This is a genomic window from Kineosporia corallincola, assembly GCF_018499875.1.
Classification (GTDB): Bacteria; Actinomycetota; Actinomycetes; order Actinomycetales; family Kineosporiaceae; genus Kineosporia; species Kineosporia corallincola.
This window is the reverse complement of record NZ_JAHBAY010000009.1, coordinates 198,830-224,407: the sequence shown is the minus strand read 5'-3', so window position 1 is coordinate 224,407 and position 25,578 is coordinate 198,830. Positions and strand designations below refer to the sequence as shown.

Annotated in this window: 24 protein-coding genes; 9 read left to right on the top strand and 15 right to left on the bottom strand. The window is 73.5% G+C overall.

Annotated features, from left to right (window positions below):
* Positions 1-82 precede the first annotated feature (82 nt).
* Entirely contained in the window at positions 83-364 is a 282-nt protein-coding gene (locus KIH74_RS21960) for a WXG100 family type VII secretion target (protein WP_214157985.1), read from the bottom strand.
* Between the two features lie 325 nt (positions 365-689).
* Between KIH74_RS21960 and KIH74_RS21955 the strand changes: the two genes are divergently transcribed.
* Both KIH74_RS21955 and KIH74_RS21950 read left to right on the top strand, forming a co-directional pair.
* Positions 690-2,615, top strand: a complete 1,926-nt coding sequence (locus tag KIH74_RS21955) for an oxidoreductase (protein ID WP_214157984.1) — start codon at positions 690-692, stop codon at positions 2,613-2,615.
* 235 nt (positions 2,616-2,850) lie between these two features.
* On the top strand, positions 2,851-3,537 hold the full coding sequence (locus KIH74_RS21950; RefSeq protein WP_214157983.1) for an MOSC domain-containing protein: 687 nt from the start codon (positions 2,851-2,853) through the stop codon (positions 3,535-3,537).
* Here the strand turns inward: KIH74_RS21950 and KIH74_RS37910 are convergent.
* Positions 3,474-4,361, bottom strand: a complete 888-nt coding sequence (locus KIH74_RS37910; RefSeq protein ID WP_214157982.1) for a LysR family transcriptional regulator — start codon at positions 4,359-4,361, stop codon at positions 3,474-3,476. The genes KIH74_RS21950 and KIH74_RS37910 overlap by 64 nt on opposite strands.
* A 98-nt stretch (positions 4,362-4,459) precedes the next feature.
* Between KIH74_RS37910 and KIH74_RS21940 the strand changes: the two genes are divergently transcribed.
* Positions 4,460-5,341, top strand: a complete 882-nt coding sequence (locus KIH74_RS21940) for an NmrA family NAD(P)-binding protein (protein ID WP_214157981.1) — start codon at positions 4,460-4,462, stop codon at positions 5,339-5,341.
* A gap of 55 nt (positions 5,342-5,396) precedes the next feature.
* Here the strand turns inward: KIH74_RS21940 and KIH74_RS21935 are convergent, their stop codons facing one another.
* Positions 5,397-5,762: a hypothetical protein gene (locus tag KIH74_RS21935; RefSeq protein ID WP_214157980.1), complete on the bottom strand. Its 366-nt coding sequence runs from the start codon at positions 5,760-5,762 to the stop codon at positions 5,397-5,399.
* A gap of 173 nt (positions 5,763-5,935) precedes the next feature.
* Here KIH74_RS21935 and KIH74_RS21930 point away from each other — a divergent pair, with 173 nt between their 5' ends.
* Positions 5,936-6,451, top strand: coding sequence for a hypothetical protein (locus KIH74_RS21930; RefSeq protein WP_214157979.1), 516 nt, complete (start codon positions 5,936-5,938; stop codon positions 6,449-6,451).
* Positions 6,452-6,718: 267 nt separating this feature from the next.
* Positions 6,719-6,934, top strand: a complete 216-nt coding sequence (locus KIH74_RS21925; protein WP_214157978.1) for a hypothetical protein — start codon at positions 6,719-6,721, stop codon at positions 6,932-6,934.
* Positions 6,935-7,052: 118 nt separating this feature from the next.
* Here the strand turns inward: KIH74_RS21925 and KIH74_RS21920 are convergent, their stop codons facing one another.
* The 5 genes from KIH74_RS21920 to KIH74_RS36785 all read right to left on the bottom strand — a co-directional run bounded on the left by KIH74_RS21920 (position 7,053) and on the right by KIH74_RS36785 (position 11,471).
* Positions 7,053-8,297, bottom strand: a complete 1,245-nt coding sequence (locus KIH74_RS21920) for an MFS transporter (RefSeq protein WP_214157977.1) — start codon at positions 8,295-8,297, stop codon at positions 7,053-7,055.
* A gap of 97 nt (positions 8,298-8,394) precedes the next feature.
* Positions 8,395-8,667 carry a hypothetical protein gene (locus KIH74_RS21915; RefSeq protein WP_214157976.1) on the bottom strand — a complete coding sequence of 91 codons (273 nt, stop codon included), beginning with the start codon at positions 8,665-8,667 and terminating at the stop codon, positions 8,395-8,397.
* A 396-nt stretch (positions 8,668-9,063) separates the two neighbouring features.
* Positions 9,064-9,516, bottom strand: coding sequence for a CBS domain-containing protein (locus tag KIH74_RS21910; protein WP_214157975.1), 453 nt, complete (start codon positions 9,514-9,516; stop codon positions 9,064-9,066).
* A 260-nt stretch (positions 9,517-9,776) separates the two neighbouring features.
* Positions 9,777-10,925 (bottom strand): diguanylate cyclase domain-containing protein, encoded by a 1,149-nt coding sequence (locus KIH74_RS21905; RefSeq protein WP_214157974.1) that lies wholly within the window; start codon positions 10,923-10,925, stop codon positions 9,777-9,779.
* Between the two features lie 126 nt (positions 10,926-11,051).
* Entirely contained in the window at positions 11,052-11,471 is a 420-nt protein-coding gene (locus tag KIH74_RS36785; RefSeq protein WP_214157973.1) for a MarR family winged helix-turn-helix transcriptional regulator, read from the bottom strand.
* A gap of 86 nt (positions 11,472-11,557) precedes the next feature.
* On the opposite strand from KIH74_RS36785, the gene KIH74_RS21895 reads away from it, so the two are divergent.
* A complete protein-coding gene (locus KIH74_RS21895) occupies positions 11,558-12,997 on the top strand; it encodes an MDR family MFS transporter (protein ID WP_214157972.1) in 1,440 nt (479 codons plus the stop codon).
* A 41-nt stretch (positions 12,998-13,038) separates the two neighbouring features.
* On the opposite strand, the gene KIH74_RS21890 is transcribed toward KIH74_RS21895, so the two are convergent.
* The 4 genes from KIH74_RS21890 to KIH74_RS38835 form a co-directional block, all read right to left on the bottom strand.
* Entirely contained in the window at positions 13,039-13,341 is a 303-nt protein-coding gene (locus KIH74_RS21890; RefSeq protein ID WP_214157971.1) for a hypothetical protein, read from the bottom strand.
* Positions 13,342-13,404: 63 nt separating this feature from the next.
* A complete protein-coding gene (locus KIH74_RS21885) occupies positions 13,405-14,871 on the bottom strand; it encodes a DUF4153 domain-containing protein (protein ID WP_214157970.1) in 1,467 nt (488 codons plus the stop codon).
* Positions 14,872-15,011: 140 nt separating this feature from the next.
* Entirely contained in the window at positions 15,012-16,103 is a 1,092-nt protein-coding gene (locus KIH74_RS21880; RefSeq protein ID WP_214157969.1) for a HAMP domain-containing sensor histidine kinase, read from the bottom strand.
* Positions 16,100-16,795, bottom strand: a complete 696-nt coding sequence (locus KIH74_RS38835) for a response regulator transcription factor (RefSeq protein WP_214157968.1) — start codon at positions 16,793-16,795, stop codon at positions 16,100-16,102. Before KIH74_RS38835 ends, KIH74_RS21880 begins: the two co-directional genes overlap by 4 nt.
* A 128-nt stretch (positions 16,796-16,923) precedes the next feature.
* On the opposite strand from KIH74_RS38835, the gene KIH74_RS21870 reads away from it, so the two are divergent.
* Positions 16,924-17,832, top strand: coding sequence for an alpha/beta hydrolase (locus KIH74_RS21870; protein ID WP_214157967.1), 909 nt, complete (start codon positions 16,924-16,926; stop codon positions 17,830-17,832).
* An 88-nt stretch (positions 17,833-17,920) separates the two neighbouring features.
* The gene (locus tag KIH74_RS21865) at positions 17,921-18,853 is read left to right on the top strand and encodes a TIGR03619 family F420-dependent LLM class oxidoreductase (protein WP_214157966.1); all 933 of its coding nucleotides are present in this window, start codon (positions 17,921-17,923) and stop codon (positions 18,851-18,853) included.
* A gap of 2 nt (positions 18,854-18,855) precedes the next feature.
* Here KIH74_RS21865 and KIH74_RS21860 read toward each other — a convergent pair whose 3' ends face one another.
* Together KIH74_RS21860 and KIH74_RS21855 are read right to left on the bottom strand one after the other, a co-directional pair.
* Positions 18,856-19,014, bottom strand: a complete 159-nt coding sequence (locus KIH74_RS21860) for a hypothetical protein (RefSeq protein ID WP_214157965.1) — start codon at positions 19,012-19,014, stop codon at positions 18,856-18,858.
* Positions 19,015-19,424: 410 nt separating this feature from the next.
* Positions 19,425-19,676: an SCO4226 family nickel-binding protein gene (locus KIH74_RS21855; RefSeq protein ID WP_214157964.1), complete on the bottom strand. Its 252-nt coding sequence runs from the start codon at positions 19,674-19,676 to the stop codon at positions 19,425-19,427.
* 221 nt (positions 19,677-19,897) lie between these two features.
* Here KIH74_RS21855 and KIH74_RS21850 point away from each other — a divergent pair, with 221 nt between their 5' ends.
* Complete coding sequence (locus KIH74_RS21850; protein ID WP_214157963.1) at positions 19,898-23,209, top strand: ATP-binding protein; 3,312 nt, start codon at positions 19,898-19,900, stop codon at positions 23,207-23,209.
* Here KIH74_RS21850 and KIH74_RS21845 read toward each other — a convergent pair.
* A complete protein-coding gene (locus KIH74_RS21845) occupies positions 23,175-24,755 on the bottom strand; it encodes an alpha-L-arabinofuranosidase B (protein ID WP_214157962.1) in 1,581 nt (526 codons plus the stop codon). The two genes, KIH74_RS21850 and KIH74_RS21845, sit on opposite strands and share 35 nt — an antisense overlap.
* Positions 24,756-25,578 lie beyond the last annotated feature (823 nt).

Here is a 25,578-nt window from a genome sequence, read left to right as displayed (position 1 = left end):
CGTCCCGACTTCCGGAAAAGGCTATGCCGGCCACGGGACACGCCCCCGACTTTTTCACACCGGCCAGAGCCCGTTGGTGGTGTCAAAGATGAACGACCGGGCACCCGCGGAGACCATCGGCTCCGACGAACTCGCCCCACCGCCGCACGAACGCCTCACCGGCGTCGCCACCCCAGGTCATCGCCACGTTCGTCGCGTCGGCACCGAGACCCTGGAACGCCTCCTCGATGGTCGAAGCCAATTCCCCCCAGGCGTCGCCCAATTCACGCCAGGCGCCCGGGTCGCCGTCCGGCCACTGCTGCCAGGACGTGGCGAGCACGAGAGCGTCCCATACCCACTCCAGCGCCGGATCCAGCCCGTCCATCGTCGTCCGGGCTCCTCGCTCTCAGCCTCGCCAGGGTCCACCCTACCCAAGCACGCCCAACGGCCCGGATCGTGACAAACCCATCCAACGGGCATCGTCAGGCGTCCCGATTTCCGGAAATCGCCACGTGGGCAACATCAGTCACCGCTGTCCGGACACTCGTGAGGGTCACCTTATTTCACCGTCCCCCGACGGCCGCCGGCGGCACCTGGGTCATCGACGGTCGGGGACCATCGCCTCTGACCGGCGAAAACCCGCACGAGCAGGATGTACTCACGAAGCCACCAGAACGACCGGCTCTGCCGCAACGGAAGTGATGATCACCATGCCCTCCTTCGACAGGATTCTCGCGCCGGGCCGCATCGGTTCGCTGGAGGTGCCCAACCGGGTTCTGCTCGCACCGATGGGCACCGAGATGTGCACGCCCGACGGCAGGAGCACGCCCCGCGAGGCCGCCTACTACCGGGCCCGCGCGGCCGGCGGCACCGGCGTGGTGATGAGCGGTATCACCGCCGTGCAGTCCGACACCGAGCCGATCACCCAAGGCCTGGCCCGCATCGACACCGACGGGCACATCGCGGGCATCGCCGCGATCGCCGAGGCCGTGCACTCCGTGGGCGGGCTGTTCGCCCTCCAGCTCACCGCCGGGCTGGGCCGCAACATCAACACCGTGCGGGAGGGCCAGGTTCCGGTCTCCGCCTCGGACAACACCTGGTTCGGCGACCCCTCGATCCGCTGCCGCCCCCTGACCACCGACGAGATCGCGATCATCGTGCGGCGTTTCGGCGAGGCCGCGGTGCGGGCACGCCAGGCCGGGGTGGACATGATCGACCTGCACGGCCACACCGGCTACGTGCTCGACCAGTTCCTCAGCCCGGTCTGGAACCGGCGCACCGACGCCTACGGCGGCTCGGTGCAGAACCGGGTGCGGTTCACCGCCGAGATCGTGGCGGCGATCAAGGAGAGCTACCCCGGCGTGCCGGTCAGCTTCCGGCTGTCGGTCGATCACCGCTTCGAGGGCGGGCGCACCCCGGCCAGCACCCGCGAGATCGCGGTCGAGCTGGAGCGCGCGGGCATCGACCTGATCATCGCCGACGAGGGCTCCTACGAGGCGATGGACTACGTGTTCCCGCCCTACTACCTGGGGGACGCCTGCATGGCGGGCGCGGCCACGGCTCTCAAGGAGGTCGTCTCGATCCCGGTGGCGGCGGTCGGCAACCTGCGCCCGGTCGACGGCGAGCGCCTGCTGGAGCAGGGCCGGGCCGACTTCGTCGCGATCGGCCGCGGCCTGATCGCCGACCCGGACCTGGTGAACAAACTGCGGGCCGGGCGGTCGGCGGACGTGCGGCCGTGCATCCGCTGCAACGCCTACTGCACCGGCAACGCGTTCTTCGGCAAGCCGGTCGAGTGCGCGGTCAACCCGGCGGTCAGCCACGAGCTGGAAGCCGGCCCGGTGCCGTCGGCGAACCCGCGGCACGTGGTCGTGATCGGTGGCGGGCCGGGCGGTATGGAGGCGGCGCGGACCGCTGCCCTGTGCGGTCACACCGTGGACCTGTACGAGCAGGACGAGCAGCTGGGCGGCGTGCTGCTGCCCGCCGCCACCCCCGCGTTCAAGCGTGAGCTACGCTCGATGATCACCTGGTGGGAGCGGCAGCTGGCCGGTCTGGACGTCACCGTGCACACCGGGGTGACGATCGCGGCGGACAGCCCGGAGGTGGCCGCGGCCGACGAGATCATCGTGGCCACCGGCTCGGTGCCGCTGCGGCCGCGCGGGATCGAGGGGCTGGACGAGCACACGGTCGACGTGCTCGCCTTCCACCGCGGCGCCGCGGTGGGAAAGCGGGTGCTGGTGGCCGGAGGTGGGCTGTCCGGCGCGGACGCCGCGCTGGAGCTGGCCCGCGACGGGCACCGGGTGACGCTGGTCGAGGTGGCCCCGGAGCTGGCCCGCGACATGCTGATGGTCAACCGGGTGACGCTGCTGCGCGACCTGTCCGAGGCCGGTGTCAGGGTGCTCACCGGGCACCGGATCACCCGGGTCACGGCGGGCGGCGCGGTCGCCGAGGGGCCCGACGGTGAGGTCACGCTGGAGGCCGACACGGTGGTGAGCGCGTTCGGGGTGCTCCCGGCCCGCTCGCTGGTGGAGCAGCTGGGCGACTCGCCGAAGGTGCACCCGATCGGCGACTGCGTGCAGCCGGCCAAGGTCGGCGAGGCGGTGCGCGCCGGGTACGCGGCGGCGCTGGCCCTGGGATAGCGAATCCCCCACGGACAGGCCGGTGACCGGGGGCGGGCTGACTCCGGTCACCGGTCCGGGCGGCCCGCTGTTCACGGGCTCCCGACCCGGCGGCGGTCACCTCACGGTGGCCGCCGCCGGCGCTTTGTGCCCAGCATGGTGGGCGTCTCCGCGATCTCGCACCGGATCCGGCGGATCACCGGCGAGGAGCGCGTGGCTGTGAGACCCTGACCGGCCACGACGGGAGGAACGGGCGATGGCCGAGCAGGTGGGACGGGTGGCTGCGCTGTACCGCTACCCGGTCAAGTCGATGGCGGCCGAGGCGCTGGAGCGCGCCGAGGTGTCGTGGCACGGCCTGGCCGGCGACCGGCGCTGGGCCTTCGTGCGACCCGGACCGGCGGGCAACGGTTTTCCGTGGCTGACCCTGCGCCAGCGCAACGACCTCAACGACTACCGGCCGGACCTGACCGGCGCGGGCTGTCGCGTGCTGACGCCCTCGGGGGCGAAGCTGGACGTCACCTCGCCGGAGCTGGCCGCCGAGCTCGGGGCGGAGCGGGTGATGAAGCTGGACCGGGGCACGTTCGACAACGCGCCGCTGTCGCTGATCACCACGCGCGCGGCCGCCCGGATCGGGGAGCTCTCCGGCACACCGGCGCAGGTGCTGCGCTTCCGGCCGAATCTGGTGGTGGAGCCGCTGGTCGGGGGCGACTTCCCGGAGGACGACTGGGTCGGGCACGAGCTGAGGATCGGGCCGGCGGTGATGCGGGTGGACCAGCGCGACCGGCGCTGCGTGGTGATCACCGTCGACCCGGCCACCGGGCGGCGCACGCCGGAGGTGCTGCGGACCGTCGCCCGGGACCGCGAGAATTGGCTCGGGGTCTACGGTTCCGTCGTGCTGCCGGGGGCGGTGGAGGTGGGCGACCCGGTGCTGCTGGCGACCTGACGGGCGGTGCGCACGAACGCCGCCACCTCGGGCGAGCGGGACTGCGCCGGCCAGGCGACCACCAGCGTCACCGGGGCGAGATCCTCGACGGGCCGGTAGGCGAGGCCGGGGCGGGCGTGCCGGTCGGCCACCCACTCCGGCAGGAAGCAGACGAGCTGGCCGACCTCGACCAGGTTGAAGATCTGCGCGAGGTCCATCGTGCTGCGGTAGTGCCGGGGCGACCCGGTTCCGCCGCCCTCGGCCGGCCCGCCGTCGGGCAGCCGCCGCCCCGCCAGATCGGCCAGCCGCAGAACCGGTTTCGCGGCCAGCGGGTCACCGGCCGCGAGCGCCACCCGGCGCGGTCCGGTGAGCAGCGGCTCGGAGTCGATGCCCCGGTCGTCGAACGGGGTCGGGATCAGCGCGACGTCGGCCCGGCCCTCGCGCAGCAGGGGCGCCTGCGCGCCACGTCCACCCATCAGCAGCTCGACCGGCAGCCGGTCGTAGGCCTCGAGCAGGCGCGGCAGCAGCCCGGCGTCGTGGTCGGCCTTGAACGCGAGGCGGAGCACCGGCCGCGGGGCGCCGGCCCGGCGGGCCCGGTGCTCGGCCGCCGCCACGGCCTCCAGTGCCGCCCGGGCGTCTTCCAGCAGCGTCTCACCGGCGGCGGTGGGCGTGACCTGCCGGGTGGTGCGCACCAGCAGCTGCACGCCGAGCTGGCGCTCCAGGTCGCGGACGGCGCGCGACAGCGGAGGCTGGGCCATGCCCAGACGTTGTGCGGCACGCCCGAAATGCCGTTCCTCGGCCACCGCCACGAAGTAACGCAGCTGCCGGGTCTCCAGCCCACTCATATCCGCAGGGTATCAATCGAGAGCCGATCGGTCCTTCACCCGGCGGGGCGACGGGCCTTGACTGGAGGCCTCAGAACAGCCGAGGAAAGCGAGACATCATGATCGCCGTCACCGCCCCGACCAGCCGGATCGGGCGTCATCTGGTGCGGGACCTGCTGGCCGCCGGGGAGAAGGTGCGGGTGGTCGCGCGCGACCCGGCCCGGCTCGGCCCGGCCGTGGCCGGGCGGGTCGAGGTGGTCGCCGGAACCCACGCCGACGCGGCCGTGGTGACCGAGGCGTTCCACGACGCCGACGCGGTGTTCTGGCTCGTGCCCGCCGCCCCGCACGCCTCCTCCCCCGACGAGGCCTACTCCGGCTTCGCCCGCCCCGCGCTGCGGGCCTTCACCTCGTTCGCCGGGCGGGTGGTCGGGGTGTCCGCGCTGGGGCGCGGCACACCGGCCGCGGGCCGGGCCGGTCACGTCACCGCGACCCTGGCGATGGACGACGCGATCGTCGCCACCGGGGTGGCCTACCGGGCCCTGACCCTGCCGTCGTTCATGGACAACGTGGCCCGGCAGGCCGGGCCGATCGCCGCGCGGGGCGTCTGGTCCGGCCCGGCCGCGCCCGGCCTGGCCGTGCCCACGGTGGCCGCCCGCGACATCGCGGCCGCGGCCGCCGGATGGCTCACCGACAGCACCTGGTCGGGCCACCAGGAGGTCCCCGTGCTCGGGCCGGAGGACCTGTCGCCCGACCGGATGGCGGAGATCGCCTCCGAGGTGCTGGGCCGCCCGGTGCGCTACCAGCAGATCGAGCCGGAGGCGTTCCTGGCGAACCTGGTGCGGGCCGGGCACAGCGAGGCGATGGCTCGGGGACTGCTCGACATGGCCCTGGCCAAGAACGACGGCCTCGACCTCGGCGTCACCCGGACCCCGGCGTCGAGCTCGCCCACCACGTTCCGTCAGTGGTGCGAGGAGACGCTGGAACCGGCCGTCGCCGGCTAGTTTTCCGCGCCGGAATCGGGGACGCCCCTGGTGATTCCGAGGTCCGGTGGCCGGGTCACGAGGTGGCGGGGTGCCGTTCGATCGTCAGGGCGTGCCGGCCCCACTGCACCTCGACGGTGGTGGTCGCGTCGGGCGTGGGCAGCGTGCTGAGGCCGCCGTCCGGCTTCTGGCCGGCGGTGAACGCACCGGGATCGGCCGCCCGGTACAGGCTGTCGTCGTAGTAGCGCCACGCGGCGCCGGGGTGGCCGCCCAGGCAGTAGCCGTCGGTGAGCACGGTCCCGGTGCGGGCGTCCTGGCAGACGGCGACGAACGCGACGGTGGCCGCGGAGACCGGCACGGCCTCGGTCACCGAGCAGCCGCCGAGGAGGGCACCGGCGACGGACACCAGGACGAGCGTGGTGACGGAACGGGCGTGGAGCACCGAGATTCCTCCGGCGGTGACCCGGGTGCTGGACCGCCCGGACGGACGCACGCCGAGGACCGGCGAAAGCCGTGCGCGGGAACAAAATACACGCCGGGCGCGGGCCGTCACGAGGGGGCCCGGAAAATGCCCCCGGATCCACCGGAGGCTGCCCGTTGCGACATGATGCCCGGGTGACCGAACCCACCCCGGACCCCTCCACCGCCGCGCGTGACGAGATCGCGCTGCGTCTCACCCGGCCCGGGCTGGACCACGTCGAACTGGAGGCGCCCGGGCTGCGCCTGCGGGTGGACGTCGTGTCGGCCGGCCGGCTGTTCTACTGGATCACGTTCGTCGCCACCACCGACGAGACGTTCGCGACGGCGGCCGGGGCCCGGGCGGCGATGCGGTCGTTCCCCTGGACGATGCCGTTCCGGCCGAAGCTGGAGCGGCACCAGGCCGGCCTGCCGGTGCTGTGCCGGTGGCAGCGGGCCTATGCCGACGACACCGCGGCGCTCTGTCTCACGCTGCTGGGCAAGCACTTCCGGGTGTCGCCGGACGAGATCCAGGTGTCCGGCGTGCCCGGGACCGGCGAGGGCGGCGAACCGCTCGGCAACACCCCGCCGGAGGCCGCCGCGAAGTCGCAGAAGGTGTGGCTGCGCGAGGTGACGGGCTGGTTCATGCGGCCGGGCCGGCCGGATCCCTCGTGAGGGGGACGGACGACGGCCCGGTGCACGGTGAGGGCCTGCCGAGGTCCGAGTACAGCTGCACCGAAACGGTTTCGGGTCACCGATCGCCGGCCTTGCGCCCGACCGGCACGCGACAACCCGGACGCGCTCGATCACCGTCCGCAGCGGAGCGCTGATCAGCGGCTAAGGAAAGATCAAACCTTTCTGAAGAGTCGAGTCCACGGACTTTTGAAGCACTATCGTTACCGGAACACGATCGGCGCCGAACCAGGTGAGGGGTACAGGCTTTTGTCTGAGCACGACAGCAAGGGACCCCGCCGACGCGGGCGGCACCTTGCCCGACGTCTGCGTGACCGGGAGACCGACACCTCCGCGGTGCAGTGGGAGCAGAGCTCCGTGGTACTCGCCCACACCGGCGGCATTCCGGTGGTCGACGACCTGAGCGCCCGGGTGAGCCGCCTCCAGGCCATCCGCGACCACCTGTCGGCGCCCGACCCGGCCTGACCACGATGGACGACGAGGAGCCCTCACGGCGCTCGTCGTCGTCCATCGGCCCGGCCTGAGCTCCCGGCCCGGCCTGAGCTCCCGGCCCGGGTCACCGCGCACCGCCGGGCGGGCCTGTTCACCGGCCCTGGCCCTCGCACGACGGCGAGCCGGCGTGCCGGGCTTCGTCGTCCATCATCAGAACCGGCCCGCCGGTGGGCCGGCCGCGACGGTCGAGCACCATCACCCCCGCCGTCGCGACGATCAGCGCCGCACCGGTCAGCAACAGCGGCCGCGCGCCCCAGCCGGTCGCGGCCCCCGCGGCGGCGGTCCCGGCCGAGGCCGCCCCCACCTTCAGCGCGGCCATCGACACGAACACCTGAGCCCGTGCCCCGGCGGGCGAATACCGTTGCCGCGCGGCCAGGGTCGCGGTGAACAACGGCGCGTTCAGCGCGCCCAGCAGAGTGAACGCCACCAACGCGACGGCGAAGCCCGGCGCCAGCGCCGACACCACGTACCCGGCGCCGACCAGCGCGGCCATCGCCGTCACCAGGCGTTCGGGTTCCCCCAGCAGCGGACGGGCGGTCACAACCAGCGAACCCAGCAGGTAGCCCAGCCCGAAGGCGGCGGTCAGGAGCGCCGCGGTGTCGGGCGGCACCCGCAGGTCGTCGCCGTAGGCCACGGCGATCACCGCGATCGCCCCGCCGGGCAGCGCCGTCGCCATGGTCGCGTAGGTCACCCGCCGCAGCGGGCCGGTGGTCACGATCAGCCGCAGGGTGTGCCACACCGACGGCACCTCGCCGGCGGGCACCGCCCCACCACCGCCAGGCAGCGTGCGCACCAGCACCCCGGCCAGCACCGCGCAGGCCCCCAGCACCAGCATCGAGACCCGGGCGTCGGTCACCGAGGCCAGGGCCGCCACCAGCGCCGGGCCCGCCGTGCCGCTCAAACCGTAACTGAGCGAGTCGAATCCGAGAGCCCGGCGCTGTGAGCGCTCGCCGGGCGGCACCATGCCGGACAGGCGGCTGCTCAGGCCGCCGGTCAGCAGCGGCCCACAGATTCCCGCCAGCACCGCCGGAACGGCCACCAGCCACAGCGAAACCCGGCCCAGCGCAAGGGTCGACGCGATCAGGCAGACCCCGTACACGGCGCACACCACGGCGATCAGCACCCGGCCGTCGCGGGCCCGGTCGAGCCGGCGGGCCAGCACCGGGCCCAGCAGGTGCGGCGCGGTGAGGCAGGTGACCAGCAGCGCCCCGGTCAGCGACGGGCGGGACAGCCCGGTCGTGGCACGGGCCAGCAGCACGAACCCGACGCCCGACCCGGCGTCCGAGACCCGCGCGAGGGTGGCGGCGGCCAGGTAGCGCGTCAGCGGTGTCTGCACGCCACAGTTCTACAGGTCCCGGTGCGCAGGGAACTCGTCCACGAAGAACTCGCTCACCGGCAGGTCATCGAGGCGGGATCCGGAACAGGACGCGGGATCAGGCGTCCCGGGAACCCACCGTCGCGCCGGCCGAGCGGCGCATCCTCTGGCGCATCCGCTCCAGCACCCGGTTCGGGCTCTGCGGCAGCGGTGTGCAGGCGAGGCAGCTGATGACGCGGCGGGCCGGCTCGGAGGGCAGCATGCCGATCACGGCCGGTGCGGGGTTGAGCACCGTGGTGTGGTCGAGGCAGATGCCGGCACCGCAGTGGTGGCAGCTGGCGACGGCGGCGATCTTCATGTCGAACCGCAGGGTGCAGTCGAGGCAGTGCATGGGCAGGTCTCCAGGTATGCGTGGGACAGGAAAGGCGCTGTGATGCACCGATGTTCGAGAATGTGAGTGCGACGCGCGCAATGGCGTCACGAGATGGGCGAAGAGCCCGAAGGTTGCGGATCCGGTGCACAGACATGGGCGTCCACGGCAGCGGTGTCGCGGGTGACGCGGCCGGCCTGGTACCGAATTTCCCCCTGCCCGGGGACATTACCCGAAATGATCTGTGGCGGCGACAGCTGGGACCGGCCCGGTCCGAAAGCGTTGCGGCAGGCCACTCACCGGGCGACGCCCCGGTGACACATCCGTGATCCGTTGCACAACAGTTAATTTGGGACGACGCCGAGCGCGTTCACCGGCGCCGTCGTGACACGAGCCGCCCGGCCCGCGTGAGGAGCGTCACCTGCCGGAGGCTAGCAGTCCTTCGCGCTCAGCGGCCCGCGAGGCCACGTCCGCGGCCGAGCAGAAGCCGGTGAGGCGGCGTTTCAGGGCGAGCAGGCCGATCAGCCGGCCCCCGGGGTCCACCACCGCGCGACGTCGCTGACCGGCCGCGAGCAGCAACTGCCGCGCGTCCTCGGCACACAGCGCCGGGCCGACGGTGCGGTCGGCGGCCGTGGACAGGTAGCCGATGGTGCGCTCGGTGCCCGCGGCCGAGTCCGGGATGTCGTCGCGCTGGAGGGTGCCGGTCAGCCGGTCCTGCCCGTCGACGAGCAGCAGCAGGTGCACGTGGTCGTCGAGGAACGCCGCCCGGGCCTGCGCCACGGTGGCCCCGGCCGGCAGGGTCTTCGGCCGGCGCAGCATCACGTCCGCGACCGTCAGCCGGTCGAGCATCCCGTCCTGTGTACTGGCCATGGTGGTTCCTCCTGCGGTTCGGCCCGCTCCCATCCTCGGGTGCGGGCCGCGGCACAACAACTCCGGAGCTGGATCGCGAAGGCAGGTTCCCGATCCGGCCGGTCCGGGCAGGGGGAGGCCTTTGCGAAAATTGACACCACCAAGGCGCCCGAGGTGGTGTCAAAAGCCGAACGGCTCAGCCCGGCCGGACAGCCGGGCGCATCGCATCGGTGGGCGCTCCCGATCCGGGCACCCCCACGTACCGAAAGGGGCGGAGGGGACTACTCGTGGGGACGCCGGTGGGTCACCGCCACCGCCTCGTCCGCGGCGGGCCCCTCGTCCCCGTGCAGGAACCACTGCCCCTTGCCCGCCCGCTTGGCCGTGTACATGGCCGAGTCGGCGCGGCGCATCAGGTCGTCCAGGCTCATCGTCTCCTCGGTGCGGGCGATCCCGATGCTCATGCTCACGCTGACGTTCACGCTGGCCTCCTCCAGCAGGAACGGCTCGCTGATCGCCGCGATGATCAGGTCGGCCACGTGCTGCACGCCGTGCTGGTCGGTCTTCTCCCGCACCAGCACCGCGAACTCGTCACCGCCCAGCCGGGCGGCCACGTCGCGCCCGCCCAGGCACCGGCTGAGCCGCTCGGCCACGCTGATCAGCAGCTGGTCACCGGCGTGGTGCCCGTAGGTGTCGTTGACCGGCTTGAAGTCGTCGAGATCGAGCATGAGGACGGCGAAGGGATGGCCGGACCGCAGCTGGTTCATCACCTCGTCGCCGAACCGGGACCGGTTGGGCAGTCCGGTCAGCGAGTCGTGGGTGGCCTGGTGCCGCATCTGCTCCTCGCGCCGGCGCAACGCGTCCACGCTCTGCTGGAGCCGGTCGCTGAGCTCCTCGGAGAACCGCCAGAACACCAGGATCGCGAACACCTCGATCCCGATCGCGGCCACGTGCGCCACCACCATGGCGACCAGCTCGTTCATCGGGATGTGGTCGCCGTCCATCGTCATGCCGTCCATCGACATGTTGAACACGCGTCCCGGGGCGATCAGGCCGAAGACGAAATGGTGGACGGCGACGGCCGCGATGGCGAACAGCAGCGGCCCCCACCGCTGGTAGAGCGCGACCAGAGCCACGGCCGACAGGATGAACAGGTGCGCGTGGATCTGCCCGCCGGACAGCTCGACCCCGGCGAACGAGGCCAGGATGACGCCGAACCCGGCCACGTCGGCCTTCACGTCCCGCGGGCGCACCAGCGGCACCGCCACGGCGAACGCGGCGATGCCGCCGGTCAGCACCAGGGTCTCGGCCGGCGGCATCGGCCCGAGCAGGCCGACCAGGAGCAGCGTCGGCAGGCACAGCCACAGCGCGAGCCGGACGATCCGGTGCCGGGCCTGCCACGATTCGGCCGAGACCGGCGAACCCTTCGGCATCCAGCGGAGGAACCCCATACGGAATTGCCTCGGCCGATCCCCGGGGACCTGTAGCCCTTACCCCACGCTCTCCTCGACCCGGCGACAACTCGACCCGGCGACGACGATCTCCGTGACGTGTCGGGATCAGGAAGCGGCGATCCGGTCGAGCAGACTCACCAGGGTGGCCTTCTCGGCGGCGCTCAGCCCGGCGATGGCCCGGTCCCGGACGGCCTCGGCCTGCTCCCCGATCCCCTCCAGGTCCTTGGCGCCCACCTCGGTCAGGTGCACCCGGGTGACCCGGCGGTCGGTCGGGTGCGGGCGGCGCTCCACCTGCCCCCGGCTCTCCAGCCCGTCCACCATGTCGGTGACCGTGCGCGGGGTGACCCGCAGCACGTCGCTCAGCTCGCGCATCGAGCGCTCGCCGCGCGAGAGCTCGCGCAGCAGCTTGTAGGTGGGCAGGGAGAGCCCACTGGCCCGCAGGCCGGTGTCCATCGAGCGGCGTACCCGGTGCGCGGCGCCGAGCACCGCGTCGACGACCTCGTTACCCGTCTGCGGCCTGCCCACGGTGGTCTCCCTCGTCTAGGCACCGGTGCAGATGCTGAGTATCCTCACTATCTGGAGCCTCTGCAAACCACGGAAGAACGGATCCCATGCGCGTCAGCCAGAAAGTCGCGGTCAGCGTCGTGTTCGTGTCGTCGATGTTCATGAGCATCCTCGACGCGACCATCGTGAACGTCGCCCTGCCCGGGATCGGCCGTGACTTCGGCACCACCGCCACCTCGATCGACAGCGTCTCGATCGCGTTCCTGGTCAGCCTCGCCGTGTTCATCCCGGCCTCGGGCTGGCTGGGCGACCGGTTCGGCGCCAGGCGCGTGCTGCTGGCCGCGGTCGCCCTGTTCACCGTGGCCTCGGTGCTGTGCGGCCTGGCCGCGAACCTGCCGCAGCTGGTGGCGTTCCGGGTGCTCCAGGGTGCCGGTGGCGGCATGCTCACGCCGGTCGGCATGGCCATGCTGTTCCGGGCCTTCCCGCCGCACGAGCGGGTGCGGGCGTCGTCGATCCTGACCCTCCCCACCGCCCTGGCCCCCGCGCTCGGCCCGGTGCTCGGCGGCCTGCTGGTGACCGACCTGTCGTGGCGCTGGGTCTTCTGGGTGAACCTGCCGATCGGCCTGGCCGCGTTCGTCTTCGGCGTGGTGTTCCTGGCCGACGAGCCGCGCGAGAACGCCGGCCGCTTCGACCTGCCCGGCTTCCTGCTGTGCGGCGCCGGGCTGTCCACCTTCATGTTCGGCCTGTCCGAGGGCCCCGACCGGGGCTGGGGCTCGCCCGTCATCCTGGTCACCCTGATCGGCGGCGCGCTCCTGCTCGCCGTCGCGGTGTCCGCGGAGCTGCGCTCGTCGCACCCGCTGGTGGCGGTGCGGCTGCTCGGCGACCGGCTGCTGCGCTCGGCCACCCTGGTCACGGTCTGCTTCACCGCCGGGTTCATGGGCACGCTGTACGCCATCTCGCTGTACTTCCAGGACGGCCGGGGCCTGACCCCGCTGGCCGCCGGGCTGGCGGTGTTCCCCGAGGCCATCGGCGTGATGTGCGGCTCGCAGCTGGCCAGCCGGTTCGTGTTCCCGCGACTGGGCGCGCGGCGCACCATCAGCCTGGGCCTGACCGGCGCCGCGTTCTGGATGGCGATGCTGGCCCTGCTCGGTCACGACACCAGCCTGTGGATCGCCCGCGCCGAGATGTTCCTGCTCGGCTTCTGCATGGCCCACGTGTTCGTCACCAGCCAGGCCGTGGCCTTCGCCACCGTGCCCGCCCGCCGCACCGGCCAGGCCTCCACCCTGTTCAACGCGCTGCGCCAGGTGGGTGGCGCGGCGGGCGTCGCCCTGCTCACCACGGCGATGGTGACGGCCGACGACGGCACCGGCACCGCGGGGGGCCACCCGATGGCCTCGTACCACCTGGCCTTCGCCGTGGCCGCCGGGTTCGCCGTCCTCGCGCTGCTTTTCGCGCAGACGATCAGGGACGACGAGGCAGGCGCCGCCATCCGCGGTCCCCGGCCCCAGCCGGTGGGCGAGTCCAGCCCGGCGGCGTCCCCGGTCTGAAGGCCCCTGGCCCGATCCACGCGGCACCCGGCCGGGCCGCGCTACCCCTGCCGGTCGTCGTCATCGGCCGGACCGCCCTGCTCGATGGAGATCTCGTAGCTCAGCGGGCTCAGGTGCTCGGTGCCGTCTTCGAGGGTGTGCCAGCCGTGGGCGTGGATCAGCTCGGCCACGGCGTCACTGGGGCTGCTCACCTCGGCCCGCGCCTCGGCCGGCGTGCCGTGCGGGCGAACGGTGAGGTAGGCCGCGCGACCGGCGGCGATCAGCCCGGGCTCGTCGACGATCCGGAACCGGACGTGGTGGTCGACGGTCAGGGTCGAGTCGTCATTCTCTTCCATCGGGTCCACGGCCACGACCGTATGCCATTTCGCCCGGTTGCTCCCGTCGGGGCCGCCACCGTCGGGAAGCGCTCAGCCCGCCGGGACGACCACGACGACGGGCGCTCCCGCGCACCCGGACCGGTCCGCGACGTCACCGGCGGTCAGTCCCTCCTGCTCCAGCAGACCCTGGGCGCGGAACCGGCTGAAGTTCCAGGAGTACCAGGGCTCTTCGGCGTCCGGATCGGGAAGAGCACAGGCCCGCACCGGCTCCGGCAGCCGGGTCAGGGCGGGCACCGCGTCGGCCGACAACCGCGACAGGTACAGCGTGTCGATGTCGCCCGTCGACTGGTAACGCCGCACGTTGGCCGCCGCCACCACGGCGTCCGGGCCGGCCAGCGCCACCACGAGCAGCCCCAGCCCGGCCGAGCCCGCCACCAGCCGGGGCAGCAGGTCGGCACGCCGCACCGTCCACGCCACCGCCACGGTCAGCAGCACCACGACCACCCACAGCTCGAAGGCCCCGCCGTTGAAACGGGCCACCGTCCAGCCGAACTCGCCCTGATAGAGCCACAGCCGGCGCAGCGCCGACACGGCGAGCAGCAGGGTGAGGGCCAGCAGCGTGCCACCGCCCGCGGCCAGCAGCCCCCGGTGCCCCGCACCCGCCGACCGCCCGGCCCAGGCCACCAGCAGCAGCACCAGCACGGTCACGACCACCAGCTGGCCGAAGCCCTGCCGGGCCCGCTCCGCGTGGTTCACCGTGCCCGCGACCCCGGACAACCGGCCGGCCTCCACCGCCAGGAACGCCGCGATCGTGACCGCCACCAGCACCAGCGGCGTGAGCCATTCGGCCGGGTGCCGGTCGCGAGGCGCGGCCGGCTCCTGACGCAGCCGGGTGGAGGCCGCGAACCCGGTACCGAGCACGCCGAGCGCCACCACGGCACCCACCAGCACCCGGGCCACCAGCACGTCCACACCCGGCACGTCGATCACCAGAAGATCACCGAAACCGCCCAGCAGATCGGCGAATCCGGCGTCCGCACTGGCCAGCAGCGCACCGATCACCACGGTGCAGACCAGGCCGACCGCCAGGCCGGTGAGCACCGCCCGCGGCGCCCGCACCGGCACACCCCGAGGACGGCGCCGCCGCAGGGTCTCCCCCACCCACGGCACCGACCGGATCACCGACTCGCCGAACAGCCAGCCGGTGGCCAGCACCGCCGGCCAGCGCCGGGCACCCACGGCCACCGCCGCGCCCAGCGCCGCGGCAGCGAGAACGCAACCGGCGACCAGCCATTCGCTCGCCCGCACCACCGCCACCCCGGCGAGCAGCGACGAGATCACCGTCAGGGCGGTCGCGAGCCGTCCCCTCCGCCCGTCATGACCGGCTCGCGACCGCACGGACAGCAGCACGGTCGCCGCGGCGGCCACGGCGACCAGCACGACGTTGAGACCCGGCGCGGCGTCCGGCAGCAGCAGCGCGGCCACCACCCCGGTGGCCAGCGCCCCGAGCGGCAGCCGCAGTCGCGGCGGCGCCGGGTCCGGCCAGGTGCGGGTCACCGGCGGCACCGCGGTCCCCGTCGTCCCCGTCGTTGCTGTCGCCCCTGTCGTTACTGTCATCCCTGTCACGGGAACCGTTGTCCCGTCGGGCACTTCGCTCATGCGAGCGACGGTAGAAGGAGCGCGGGGGCACGCCGTGGTCAGGTTGTGGGGATCGTGTGAAGATCGTCGGCCGGGAACTCGGCGCGGATCCGGCAGCCCTCGCCCTCGGCGGGCACCACGGCGATCCGCCCGCCGTGCAGCACCACGGCCCAGCGGGCGATCGCCAGCCCGAGCCCGGTCCCGCCGCCCAGCCGGGAGGCCTCCCCGTCCCGTCCCGCGGCCCCCTCGTGCTCCCCCGACCGGAAGCGCTCGAACACGCTCTGCCAGCGGTCCGGCGGGATGCCCGGCCCGTCGTCGGTGACCTCCAGGGCGAAACCCGGGGACGACGTGAGCCCGGCCGCCCGCACTGTCACGACGCCCCCGTCGCCGGCATGGCGTGCCGCGTTGTCGAGCAGGTTGGTCACCACCTGGGCCAGGCGCCGCGGGTCCACGTCGGCCACCAGTCCCGGGTCCACGTCCACGGTGATCGAGGCACCCGGCCGGGCCGCGCCCACCTCGGCCGCCAGCGGCTCCACCAGCTCCCGCACCCGCACCGCCCGCCGTTCCAGCGTCTCGGCCCCGCCGTCGGTGCTGGCCAGGCGCAGGAACTGGGTGAGCAGGTCGCCGAGTCTCTCGACCTGGGCGAGCACCTCGTCCAGGGCGGCGGGGTCGGCCGGTCTCACGCCGTCCACCAGGTTCTCGACCTGCGCACGCAGCGCCGCGACCGGGGTGCGCAGCTCGTGGCCGACGTCGGCGAGCAGCTGACGGCGCTGCCGGTCGGCGGCGGCCAGCTCGGCGGCCATCGCGGTGAAGGCCCGGGCCAGGTCGCCCACCTCGTCGCGGCTGCCGGTGCGGATCGGTGGGGCGGGCCGTCCGGCGGCCATCTCCCGCACCGCCGAGGTCATCTGCCGCAACGGCAGGGTCATGCCGTGGGCCAGCACCTGACTGGCGATCAGCGCGATCAGGCTGGCGCCGATCATGCCGTAGCGCACCCGCCACTCCAGCACCACCACGGCGAACCAGGTGACGCCCGCGGTGAGCACCAGGTTCATCACCACCAGCAGGGCGAACTTCATCTTGATCGAGCGGATCGGGTCGAACGGGCGCAGGCCGTCCCACAGCCGCAGCACGGCCCGGCGGCGTCCGGTCACGGCACGTCCAGGGCGTAACCGACGCCGTGCACGGTGCGGATCCGCTCGGTGCCGAGCTTGCGGCGCAACACCTTGACGTGCGTGTCGATGGTGCGGGACGCGTTGCCGCCCGGCGGTTCCGCCCAGTCCCACACCTCGGTGAGCAGGCGCTCGCGGCCCACCACGTCACCGGGACGGCGCGCCAGCGCGTGCAGCAGATCGAACTCGGTGCGGGTCAGGTGCACCTCCTGCCCGGCCAGCTCCACCCGGCGGCCACCGACGTCCATCAGCAGGCCGTCGCCCAGGTCGAGACGGTGCGCGCGCTCGGCCCGCAGCCGGGCCAGCTCCTCGGCGCGCTCCACCCGGCGCAGCAGGGCCCGCACCCGGGCCACCATCTCGCGCGGGCTGAACGGCTTGGTCAGGTAGTCGTCGGCGCCCACGCCGAGACCGATCAGCCGGTCGGTCTCGTCCGCCCGGGCGGTCAGCATGAGCACCGGAACCGGGCGGACCGCCTGCACCCGACGGCAGACCTCCAGCCCGTCGATGCCGGGCAGCATGACGTCGAGCACCAGCGCGTCGGTGGCGTCACCGAAGGTGTCCACGGCGGTGCGCCCGTCGTGCACCACGTCGACGGCGAACCCCTCCTTCTCCAGCCGGCGCGCGATCGCGTCGGCGATCACCAGATCGTCTTCCACCACGAGAACCCGCTGCACGGTGCGAAACTACGGCATCCGGCCGTCGATGTTCGGACGACGCCGGAACCGGCCGGGCTCCTCGTCGTCCACTGTCCGGAACATCACAACCCGCACCGGTGCCGCCCGGAGAGCCGATAATCGCCGCCATGCCCTCTGCCCGGAAGATCACCCGCCGCGTTCTGCTGACCGGTGCCGCGGGGACCGCCGTCACCGGCACCGCGCTGGCCGGCTCACTCTCCGGGGTGCTGCCGGGCCGCAGCGCCCTGCGCCGCCGTCTGGGCATCGGGCAGGTGGAGGCCGGGGTGCCCGACGCCGGTGGCGACGACCCGCACTACGCCACGTTCGCCTCCACCGCCCGCGGCCGGCCGGTCACCTGGGGCTGGGCCGTCCCGCCGGGCCACGACCCGGACGGCCTGCCGGTGGTTCTGGTGCTGCACGGGCGCGGGGACGACGCGCACTCGTCGTTCGAGCACCTCGGCATGCACCAGTACCTGGCGGCCCACGTGAGCGACGGGGGCACCGCGATGGGCGTGGTGTCGGTGGACGGCGACGAGACCTACTGGCATCCCCGCGCCGACGGCGACGACCCGATCGCCATGATCGCCGGCGAACTGCTGCCCCGGGTGGCCGATCTCGGGTTCAGCACCCGCAAGATCGCGGTGACGGGTTATTCGATGGGCGGTTTCGGTTCGCTGCTGCTGGCCCGGGAGGCCGCGCACGGCCGGTTCGGCGCCGCCGGGCAGCTGGTGGCCGCGGCCGCCTCCAGCCCGGCCCTGTTCGCGAGCGCGGGCGCCACCTCGGCCGGATCCTTCGACGACGCAGAGGATTTCGCCACCTACGGAGCTCTGGCGGGGCAGCCCGGCACCAAGGGCCTGCCGTTGTCGGTGTCGTGCGGGGTGGACGACCCGTTCTGCGCGCAGACGAAACGCTACCGGGCGCACTGCGACCCGGCACCGGACGGCGGAATCTCGGACGGGGCGCACACGATGGACTACTGGCGCAGCCGGGTTCCGGGGCAGCTGGCGTTCCTGGGCGAACACCTGGCGAGCACCTGAAATGACCGGGCGGTCCGCTGGTGACCGGGTTCCGGTGCGGATAGCCTGACCCGGCCCGGAACGGACATTTCCCCGAGGAGTCATCACGGTGATCAAGCTCGGCGTCAGTCTCCCGCAACTTCCCTGGTACCACCTGAACTCCGACATCGTAACGGCGGCACAGGGTTTCGAGCAGATCGGGCTGGACAGCGCCTGGGCGTTCGAGCGGTTCCTGGTGCCCGACGACCAGAGCGGCCCGCACGGCCTGTACCAGGCGCCGGACGTGCCCTGGCCGGACTACTACCGCGACTGCCCCGACGCGCTGACCGTGCTGGCCACCGCCGGCGCCGTCACCAGCCGCCTGGAACTCGGCACCAACGTGCTGGTCGCCCCGCTGCACGTGCCCGCCCGCCTGGCCAAGACCGTGGCCAGCGTGGACCGGATCTCCGGCGGCCGGGTGATCGCGGGCCTGGGCACGGGCTGGTCGATCGACGAGTACCAGGCGGCGGCACCGCGGCCGTTCGCCGAGCGCGGCGCCGCCCTCGACGAGTTCCTCGACGTGGCGCGGGCGGTGTGGGGGCCCGACCCGGTGGAGTTCGGCAACGAGCGCTACCGGATCGCGCCGGGCAACGTGGGACCCAAGCCGGCGCGGCGCATCCCGGTGCTGCTGGCCGGTGGCCAGGGCCGGGCGTTCGACCGGATCGCCCGGCGCGCGGACGGCTGGCTGCCGGTGGCCCACCTGGTGCCCGACCTGGGTGGCACGCTGAAGCAGCTGCGCGACCGGGCCACCGGGTACGGCCGCCGGGGCGACCTGCTGAGCTGCACCGTGCAGGTGACCGTGAACAGTTTCGAGCCGGTCGCGGCCCAGGGACGCCGGCCCTACCAGGGCAGTCCCGAGCAACTGGCCGACGACGTGGCGGCACTGGCCGAGGCCGGGGTCGATCACGTGTTCCTGGCCTGCACCGCGGCCTGCCGCAGCGTGGGCGAGCTGGTCGACCGGGCCGCGCAGTTCCACGCCGCGGTGCGTGCGGCCGGCCTCTGAGGTCATCCGCCCAGGGCGCCGAGGCAGGCCGGCACGAACAGCAGGTCCAGCGCGGCCCAGCCGGTCCCGGCCACCGGCCCGGCCTGCGCGCAGGCCACCACCAGCACGGTGACGAGCACCAGGTGCGCCGGGGCCAGCGCGTCGGTGATGAGGCGTGCCAACCGGTCCAGGCGACCGCGGTGCGGCCCGTCGCCGGGTCAGCGCGCTCGACAGCCGGCGCAGGGCGGCCGGGCCCACCGGCTCCCCCGGCTCCAGACCAGCTGCCGAGTGCTCACTTTCGAGCCGGGCGACGGCGGCGCGACGATGTGCCGGCGCGTCGGCGAGCGCCGGATCGCCGGCCGAGGGCCGGGTGCGCAGCACCGCCCGGATCTGCCCGGCCCGGTCCCCGGATCTGCCGATCTCACCACTTTCGGTGCGGCGGCAACACTTTCGCGCCACAGCGGCTCCAGAGCGTGATGATTCAGCAGGGCACGAAGTTCCATAAGGATGCCCCTGTTCGCGCCCGTGGTGGTCCGGCCCGGTTCCGTCGGGTTGGTGGACGACGGGAGAACGGGCCGGACCGTCCGTCCGGTCAGCCGATCTCGACCGGCAGTTCGTAGATCTGCGTGGTCGGGTGACCGGACTTGTCGTGCACGCGGGCCACAGCCTCCCGCGAGGGCCCGGTGGACAGGCAGAACACCCGGCCCGACTCCGGATCCAGCCACGCCCGCTCGAAGTGCACCCCCTCGGCACCCTCGTTCTCCAGGTCGCGGCGGTGCGCCTCCTCGAGCTGTTCCCGGGTGACGCCGACGAACCCGTCGTGCACGTCCATGAACTTCGCCATCGTTCTTCCCTCCTGAGCCTGGATTCCTTGTGCCCCCAGCGTGGGTCCGAGACCGGTCGTGGTTCATCGGTCAGGTGACCTATCCGCGGGAAAACCCGTGGTGCGTGACGGCCCGGTACGGATAATCGGACAGGGCCGGGGGACGACGCCGGTGGACGACGCGGGGACGACGCGGGGACGACGCGGGGACGACGCGGGGAGCCGATGGACGCGGGGGCCAGATGACCGGATCCGGGGTGGTGACGTCGCCGGTGCTGGTCGGGCGCGACGAGTTCCTGGTGCTGGCCCGGCAGCGGCTCGCCGCCGCGGCGGCCGGGAACGGCGGGCTGCTCCTGGTCGCGGGCGAGGCCGGGATCGGCAAGACCCGCCTGCTCGGGGCGGTGGCCCGGCAGGCCCGAGCCCTCGGGTTCACGGTGACCACCGGGGCCGCCTTCCCCGGAGACACCGAGTCCTCCGCCGGGTTGCTGCTCGACCTGGCCGGCGAGTTGCAGGCATCCCCCGGCGGCGCTCACGCCTCGCCCGGCGGCCTTCACGCAGCACCCGGTGGCCACCTCGCCCCGGGCCGCGACCTCTGGGCCGCCACCGACGTTCAGCCTCCCGCCCAGGTTGCCGCCCGCGACCGCGCCGATCTCGGTCGGCGGCTGGCCGCGCGGGTGCGGGAGCTGACCGGGGACGACCTGCCCGGCGCGGCCCATGACGGTGACCGGACGCGTCACCGGGGCGATGACCCCGCGGGCGACCCGGCCGCCGGCCGGACGGGCAACCAGGTGGGTGACCGGGTGGGCGGCCAGGTGGGCGGCCAGGTGGGCGGCCAGGTGGGCGGCCAGGTGGGCGGCCAGGTGGGTGACCAGGTGGGTGACCAGGTGGGTGACCAGGTGGGTGACCAGGTGGGTGACCAGGTGGGTGACCAGGTGGGTGACCAGGTGGGTGACAGGGCCCGCCGGCAGGCCGGGGGCGACGCCCACCACCGGCGCCGCATGCTGGTGCAGGACCTGACCGGGATGCTGCTGGAGCTGCGCTCCGCCGGCCCGCAGCTGGTCGTGCTCGAGGATCTGCACTGGGCCGACGAGGTCAGCCTCGACGTGCTCGGGCGCCTGGCCCCGCGGCTGGCCTCCGGCGGGCTGCTGATCGCCGGTGCCTACCGCAGCGACGAGCTGTACCCGGCCCGGCCGATGCGCGAGCTGCGCGGCCGGCTGCTGGGGCAGCGCCTGGCCGAGGAGATCCGGCTGCCCCGCCTGGCCCTGCCGCAGATCTCCACCCTGATCAGCGCCGTGCTCGGCGCCCCCGCACCGCAGCGTACGGTGCGCGAGCTGTACGAGCGCAGCGACGGGATCCCGCTGCACGTGGAGGAACTGCTCGCCGCGCACAGCGAGCCGGCCCAGGACTCCTGGCGGGCGGTGCCGGAGACGCTGGGCGACGCGGTGCTCAGCCGGGCGCGCGGGCTGGCCCCGGCCACCCTCGACGTGGCGCGCGCCGCGGCGGTGATCGGCCGGTCGTTCGGGTTCGACCTGCTCACCCTGGTCGGCGGGCACACCGCCGACGAGGTGGCCGCCGCGCTGCGCGAACTGCGCGACGCCTACCTGGTGCTGCCGGGGGCGGACGCCGCCAGCTTCGACTTCCGGCACGCCCTGATCCGGGACGCGCTGTACGCCGACACCGACCTGCCCGCCCGCCGCCGCCTGCACGAGCGGGTCGCGGTCACGGCCGGGGGCCGGGGCCTGAGCGACGCGGTGGTGTCCGCCCACTTCGAGCAGGCCGGGCGCACCGGCCCGGCACACCGTCACGCCCTGACGGCGGCCCGTGACGCGACGGCCCTGTCGTCGCACCGGGAGGCGCTGGAGCTGTACCGCAGGGCCCTGCGCAACGCTCCTGCCGACCTCGCCGTCCCCACCCGGATCGCCCTGCTGGGCTCGCTCGGCGACGCGGCCGCCGCCGTGGACGAGAACCGCGACGCCGCAGACGCTTACGCCACGGCGCACCGGCTCGCGGTGGAAACCGGTGACCTGCGCACCGCGGCCGGGCTGGTGCCGCGGGCGGTGGCCGTGGGGCATCTGCTGGGTGCCCCGCTGCGCGAGCGGATCGCCCGCCTCCGGGCCGCGGTCCGCATGCTGGACGACGCGGGGCTGGCCGCCGAGGGCGAGCGGGCGGCGCTGTGCTCGGCCACCGCCGCCGCCTACATGCTCGACCGGCGCCTCGACGAGGCGATCGAGGAGGGCGGGTGCAGCCGTTCCGGCACCCCGCCGGGCAGCCGCCTGAACACCGACGACGCCCTGAACACGGCCGCCACGCTGGGTTCGGTGCTGGTCTTCGCCGGTCGTTCCGGCGAGGGCTGGGACACGCTCGACGACGCCGTCGCCCAGGGGCGCGCCGCCCGCCGGGAGGCCGAGACCGCCCGCGCCTACCGGATGCTGGCCACGACGGCCTCGGTGGTCGTGGAGTACGACCGGGCCGACCGGTCGCTGGCGGAGGGCATCGAGTACGCGGAGAGCGTGGAGCTCTGGAACCACCGGCACTACCTGGCATCTCACCTCGCGCACGTGCGCTGGGCCACCGGCGACTGGGACGCCGCCGCGCTCACCGCCCGGCAGACCCTGGCCGACGGCCGGGGCGGCATCACCACCCGGATCACCGCGCAGTACGTGCTCGGCTACCTGGCCCTCGGCCGCGGCGACTGGGACGAGGCGGGAACGCTTCTGCACGAGGCATTCTCGGCCGGACGCGAGATGGCCGAGCTGCAACGGTTCTCGCCGCCGCTGTGGGGCCTGGCCGAGATGGCGCGCTGCCGCGGCGATCACGCCCGGGCCGCCGAGCTGAGCGAGGAGGGCTACCGGGCCTCGGCCGAGGTGTCCGACGCCGCCTACCTCTTCCCGTTCCTGCTCACCGGAACCCGGGCCCACCTGGCCAGGGGTGGCGCCGCCGGCCTGTCCGCGGCGACGGACTTCGCCGGCCGGGTGGGTGAGGTGCTGCGGTCGCGGTCGATCCCCGGCACGCTCCCGGCTCTCGACCACGCCGACGGTCTGCTGCGGGCCGCCGCGGGCGATCCGGCCGGCGCCCGGGCCGTGCTCGAACGAGCCGTGACGGCGTGGCGGGAACACCGCCGGTTCTGGGAAAATGCCTGGGGCATGCTCGATCTCGCCGGCGTATCGCTGCGGATGCGCCGCCGGGCCGAGGCCGGGCGCCTCGTGGACGACGTCCATCATCGGGCCGGGACGGCGGGCGCCGTGGTGCTGACGGAGGCGGCCGGCCGGATCGCCGCCGCCGGCTCCCCCACCGCGCGGCCCTGGCACCCGCTGACGGCCCGCGAGTTCGAGGTGGCCCGGCTGGTGGCCGACGGCCTGACGAACCGGCAGATCGCCGAGCGCCTGGTGCTGGCCCCGAAGACGGTCTCGGCCCACGTGGAGCACATCCTGACCAAGCTCGGGGCGGCACGCCGGGCCGAGATCGCCGCCTGGACAGCGAGTCTCGGCCCGGCTCCGGAGAGAACGACCGGTCAGGCGCTCACGAGGCCAGCCCGGCGGCCACCACCCAGCTGACGTCGTCGGGCCACAGCGACGCGGCGTCGAAGGTGTGCACCCCGCCGTTGGCGGCGATGTAGAGGTTGTACTCGTAGTGGCGGATGTCGCGGGTCGGGTAGTTGAACGAGCGGAAAGTGGTTCCCTGACCGTTCTTTCCACTCTGCTGGCAGAAGGTGGCGTCCTGGGCGAACAGCGTGCTGCCGTTGTTCACGCCCAGCGAGAGCTGGAAGTCGGAATGCCGGAGATAGCTTCCGGCGGTGTCTTTCGACTCGAACGAGACGCACTCGCTGTTCGCCAGGCCGGCCCGCACGGTCCAGGTGGCCTGCCCGCGGGCCGCGCTCGAACTGGACGAGCCGACCTGGGCCGCCGTGACCGTCGTGCCCGAGTGCGAGATGTACCGGTCGGTGCTGCCCGAGGTGGTGGCACGCAGCGAGACAGCCGATCCGACCGTGGGTTTCGTGCCGCTGGTGATGGCCCGGGTCTGGTACCCGGCGGCGGTGATGTTGGCCTGCACCGCGTTCTCGGTGGCGGCGGTCGGGTAGCCGGAGGTCATGACGCCCTCGTAGAAGGTGCCCTGCGCGGAGACGCTGTTGTCGCCGCCGATGCCGAGGATGATCGCGCCCTCCTTGCTCATCGGGTTGTAGCCGGACACGCTGGGCCGCACGCCCTCGTAGTAGGTGGACAGCGCACCGGACTGCGCGTTGCCGCCGCGCAGGGCCCACTGGTTGGCCCTGCCCTTGACGACGGCGGTCAGGAACCGGTGGGTGACGGTGGGGTCGTTCGCGTTGTTGCCCGCCGAGACCCCGGAGAACAGGCCGTTCTCGAGGTCGGCCATGATCCACGGGCCGCTGCCGGAACCCGAGCCCCAGGCGGTGCTGTTGCCGAAGTAGATGGCCTCCATGTGGCCGTTGCCGGTGTCCAGGCTGCTGGTCTCGGCGTTGCCGTAGTCGAAGCAGCAGCCGCCGTTGTAGTGGGTGCCGTCGAGCACCGCGTACATGCCCTCCGCCTGGTCCCCGGTGGCGATGCCGCTGGTGTTGTTGTTGCGGTAGCCGGTGCCGGGCGAGACGAACACCCCGTAGGCCTTCTGCCCGCCGACGGTCACCGGGGCCGCGTCGGCGCCGGCCAGGTTGTCGTACCCGTTCACGTCCGGCCCCTGGAACCCGCCGGGCGGCGCCTGGGTGAGCACGTTGCCGCGGCCCGACTGGTCGTAGATCTTGGTGATCAGGCAGGTGGTGCCGGAGCAGAAGGTGTCTTGGGAGGCGGCGTTGGCCACGCCCCCGGCCGCGAGCGGCTTCACGTCGAGGGTGGTGCCGTCGGAGGCGCGTCTCACCTGGTACAGGGAGCCGGTGAACGCGCCGTAGAGGGCCCGCGTGGTGCTGTGGGCGGCCACGCAGGGGGTGCCGCCGGTGGCGTAGAGGTCGCAGGGCTGGGTGGTGGCCGCCTGGGCTCCGGTCGTCGGCAGGGTCAGGCCGGCGGCGGCGAGCAGGGCCGCGGCCATCAGGAGCCCGGTTCTGCGCGGAAGGCGTGCCCCGCGGGCGGACCGGGGACGTTCGGGTGATCGCATGGGTTCTCTCTCCATTCCTGTGCGGCGTTGCGACGGAATGACGGAATGTGCGCGCACGGGCACCACCCGGCCGGAGGCGGTGCGGGGCCGCGGCCCGCAGGGGCGACGGCCGCTCGATAGTAACGCTCACATCGGGAGGCCTTAAGGCCCCTTCTACCGATGTGCGATCAGTGGTCGGCCCCGGTCGCTGGAACACGACCACCGTTCTTGCAGAGCCCAATTCATGGACGCCCTCGGCCGGTCAGCAGCGCCCGGCAGCGTGAGGCACAGCGATGTTAACGGTCACAACTGGCCGATCGGAGGGGTGCCGCCGCAGCGGGCGAACCACAGCCGCCGAACCCGTGGTGGACGCCGGTGGGAACGGTGGTCTCGTGACGCTGGGTCAGGCACGCGAGACCCGGCACACGGAACCCGGAGCACGCGGAACCGCGCGACACCCCGAGAAGCCCGAGAAGCCCCAAGAAGCCCCAAGAAGCCCCGAGAAGCCCCGACACAGCGTGATGCAAAAACGATTCACCATGACGCCGCGTGCCCGCTCTTCTCGCCGCCGCAGGGCTCACCGTACGACTGTGATTCCGCTCTCCGCCACGACTGTGCCGCAGTGCGCAACACGGTCCGCGCCCACCGCCCGGAGGCATCCCATCCGGTCGCCGCCGCGAGCCGGCTCCGGTGGCCACGCCCGGAGGGCACCCGGGAGCCGCGCCCGTCGCCGCCCCGGCGACCTCCCCCGTCCCGCAGTCACATTGATCAGGCACTTCCCCCTGCGCGCCGGGGAGCCGCCGTCGCCGACCGACTCCTCGGCGACCCGCGCCCCCAGGCCAGC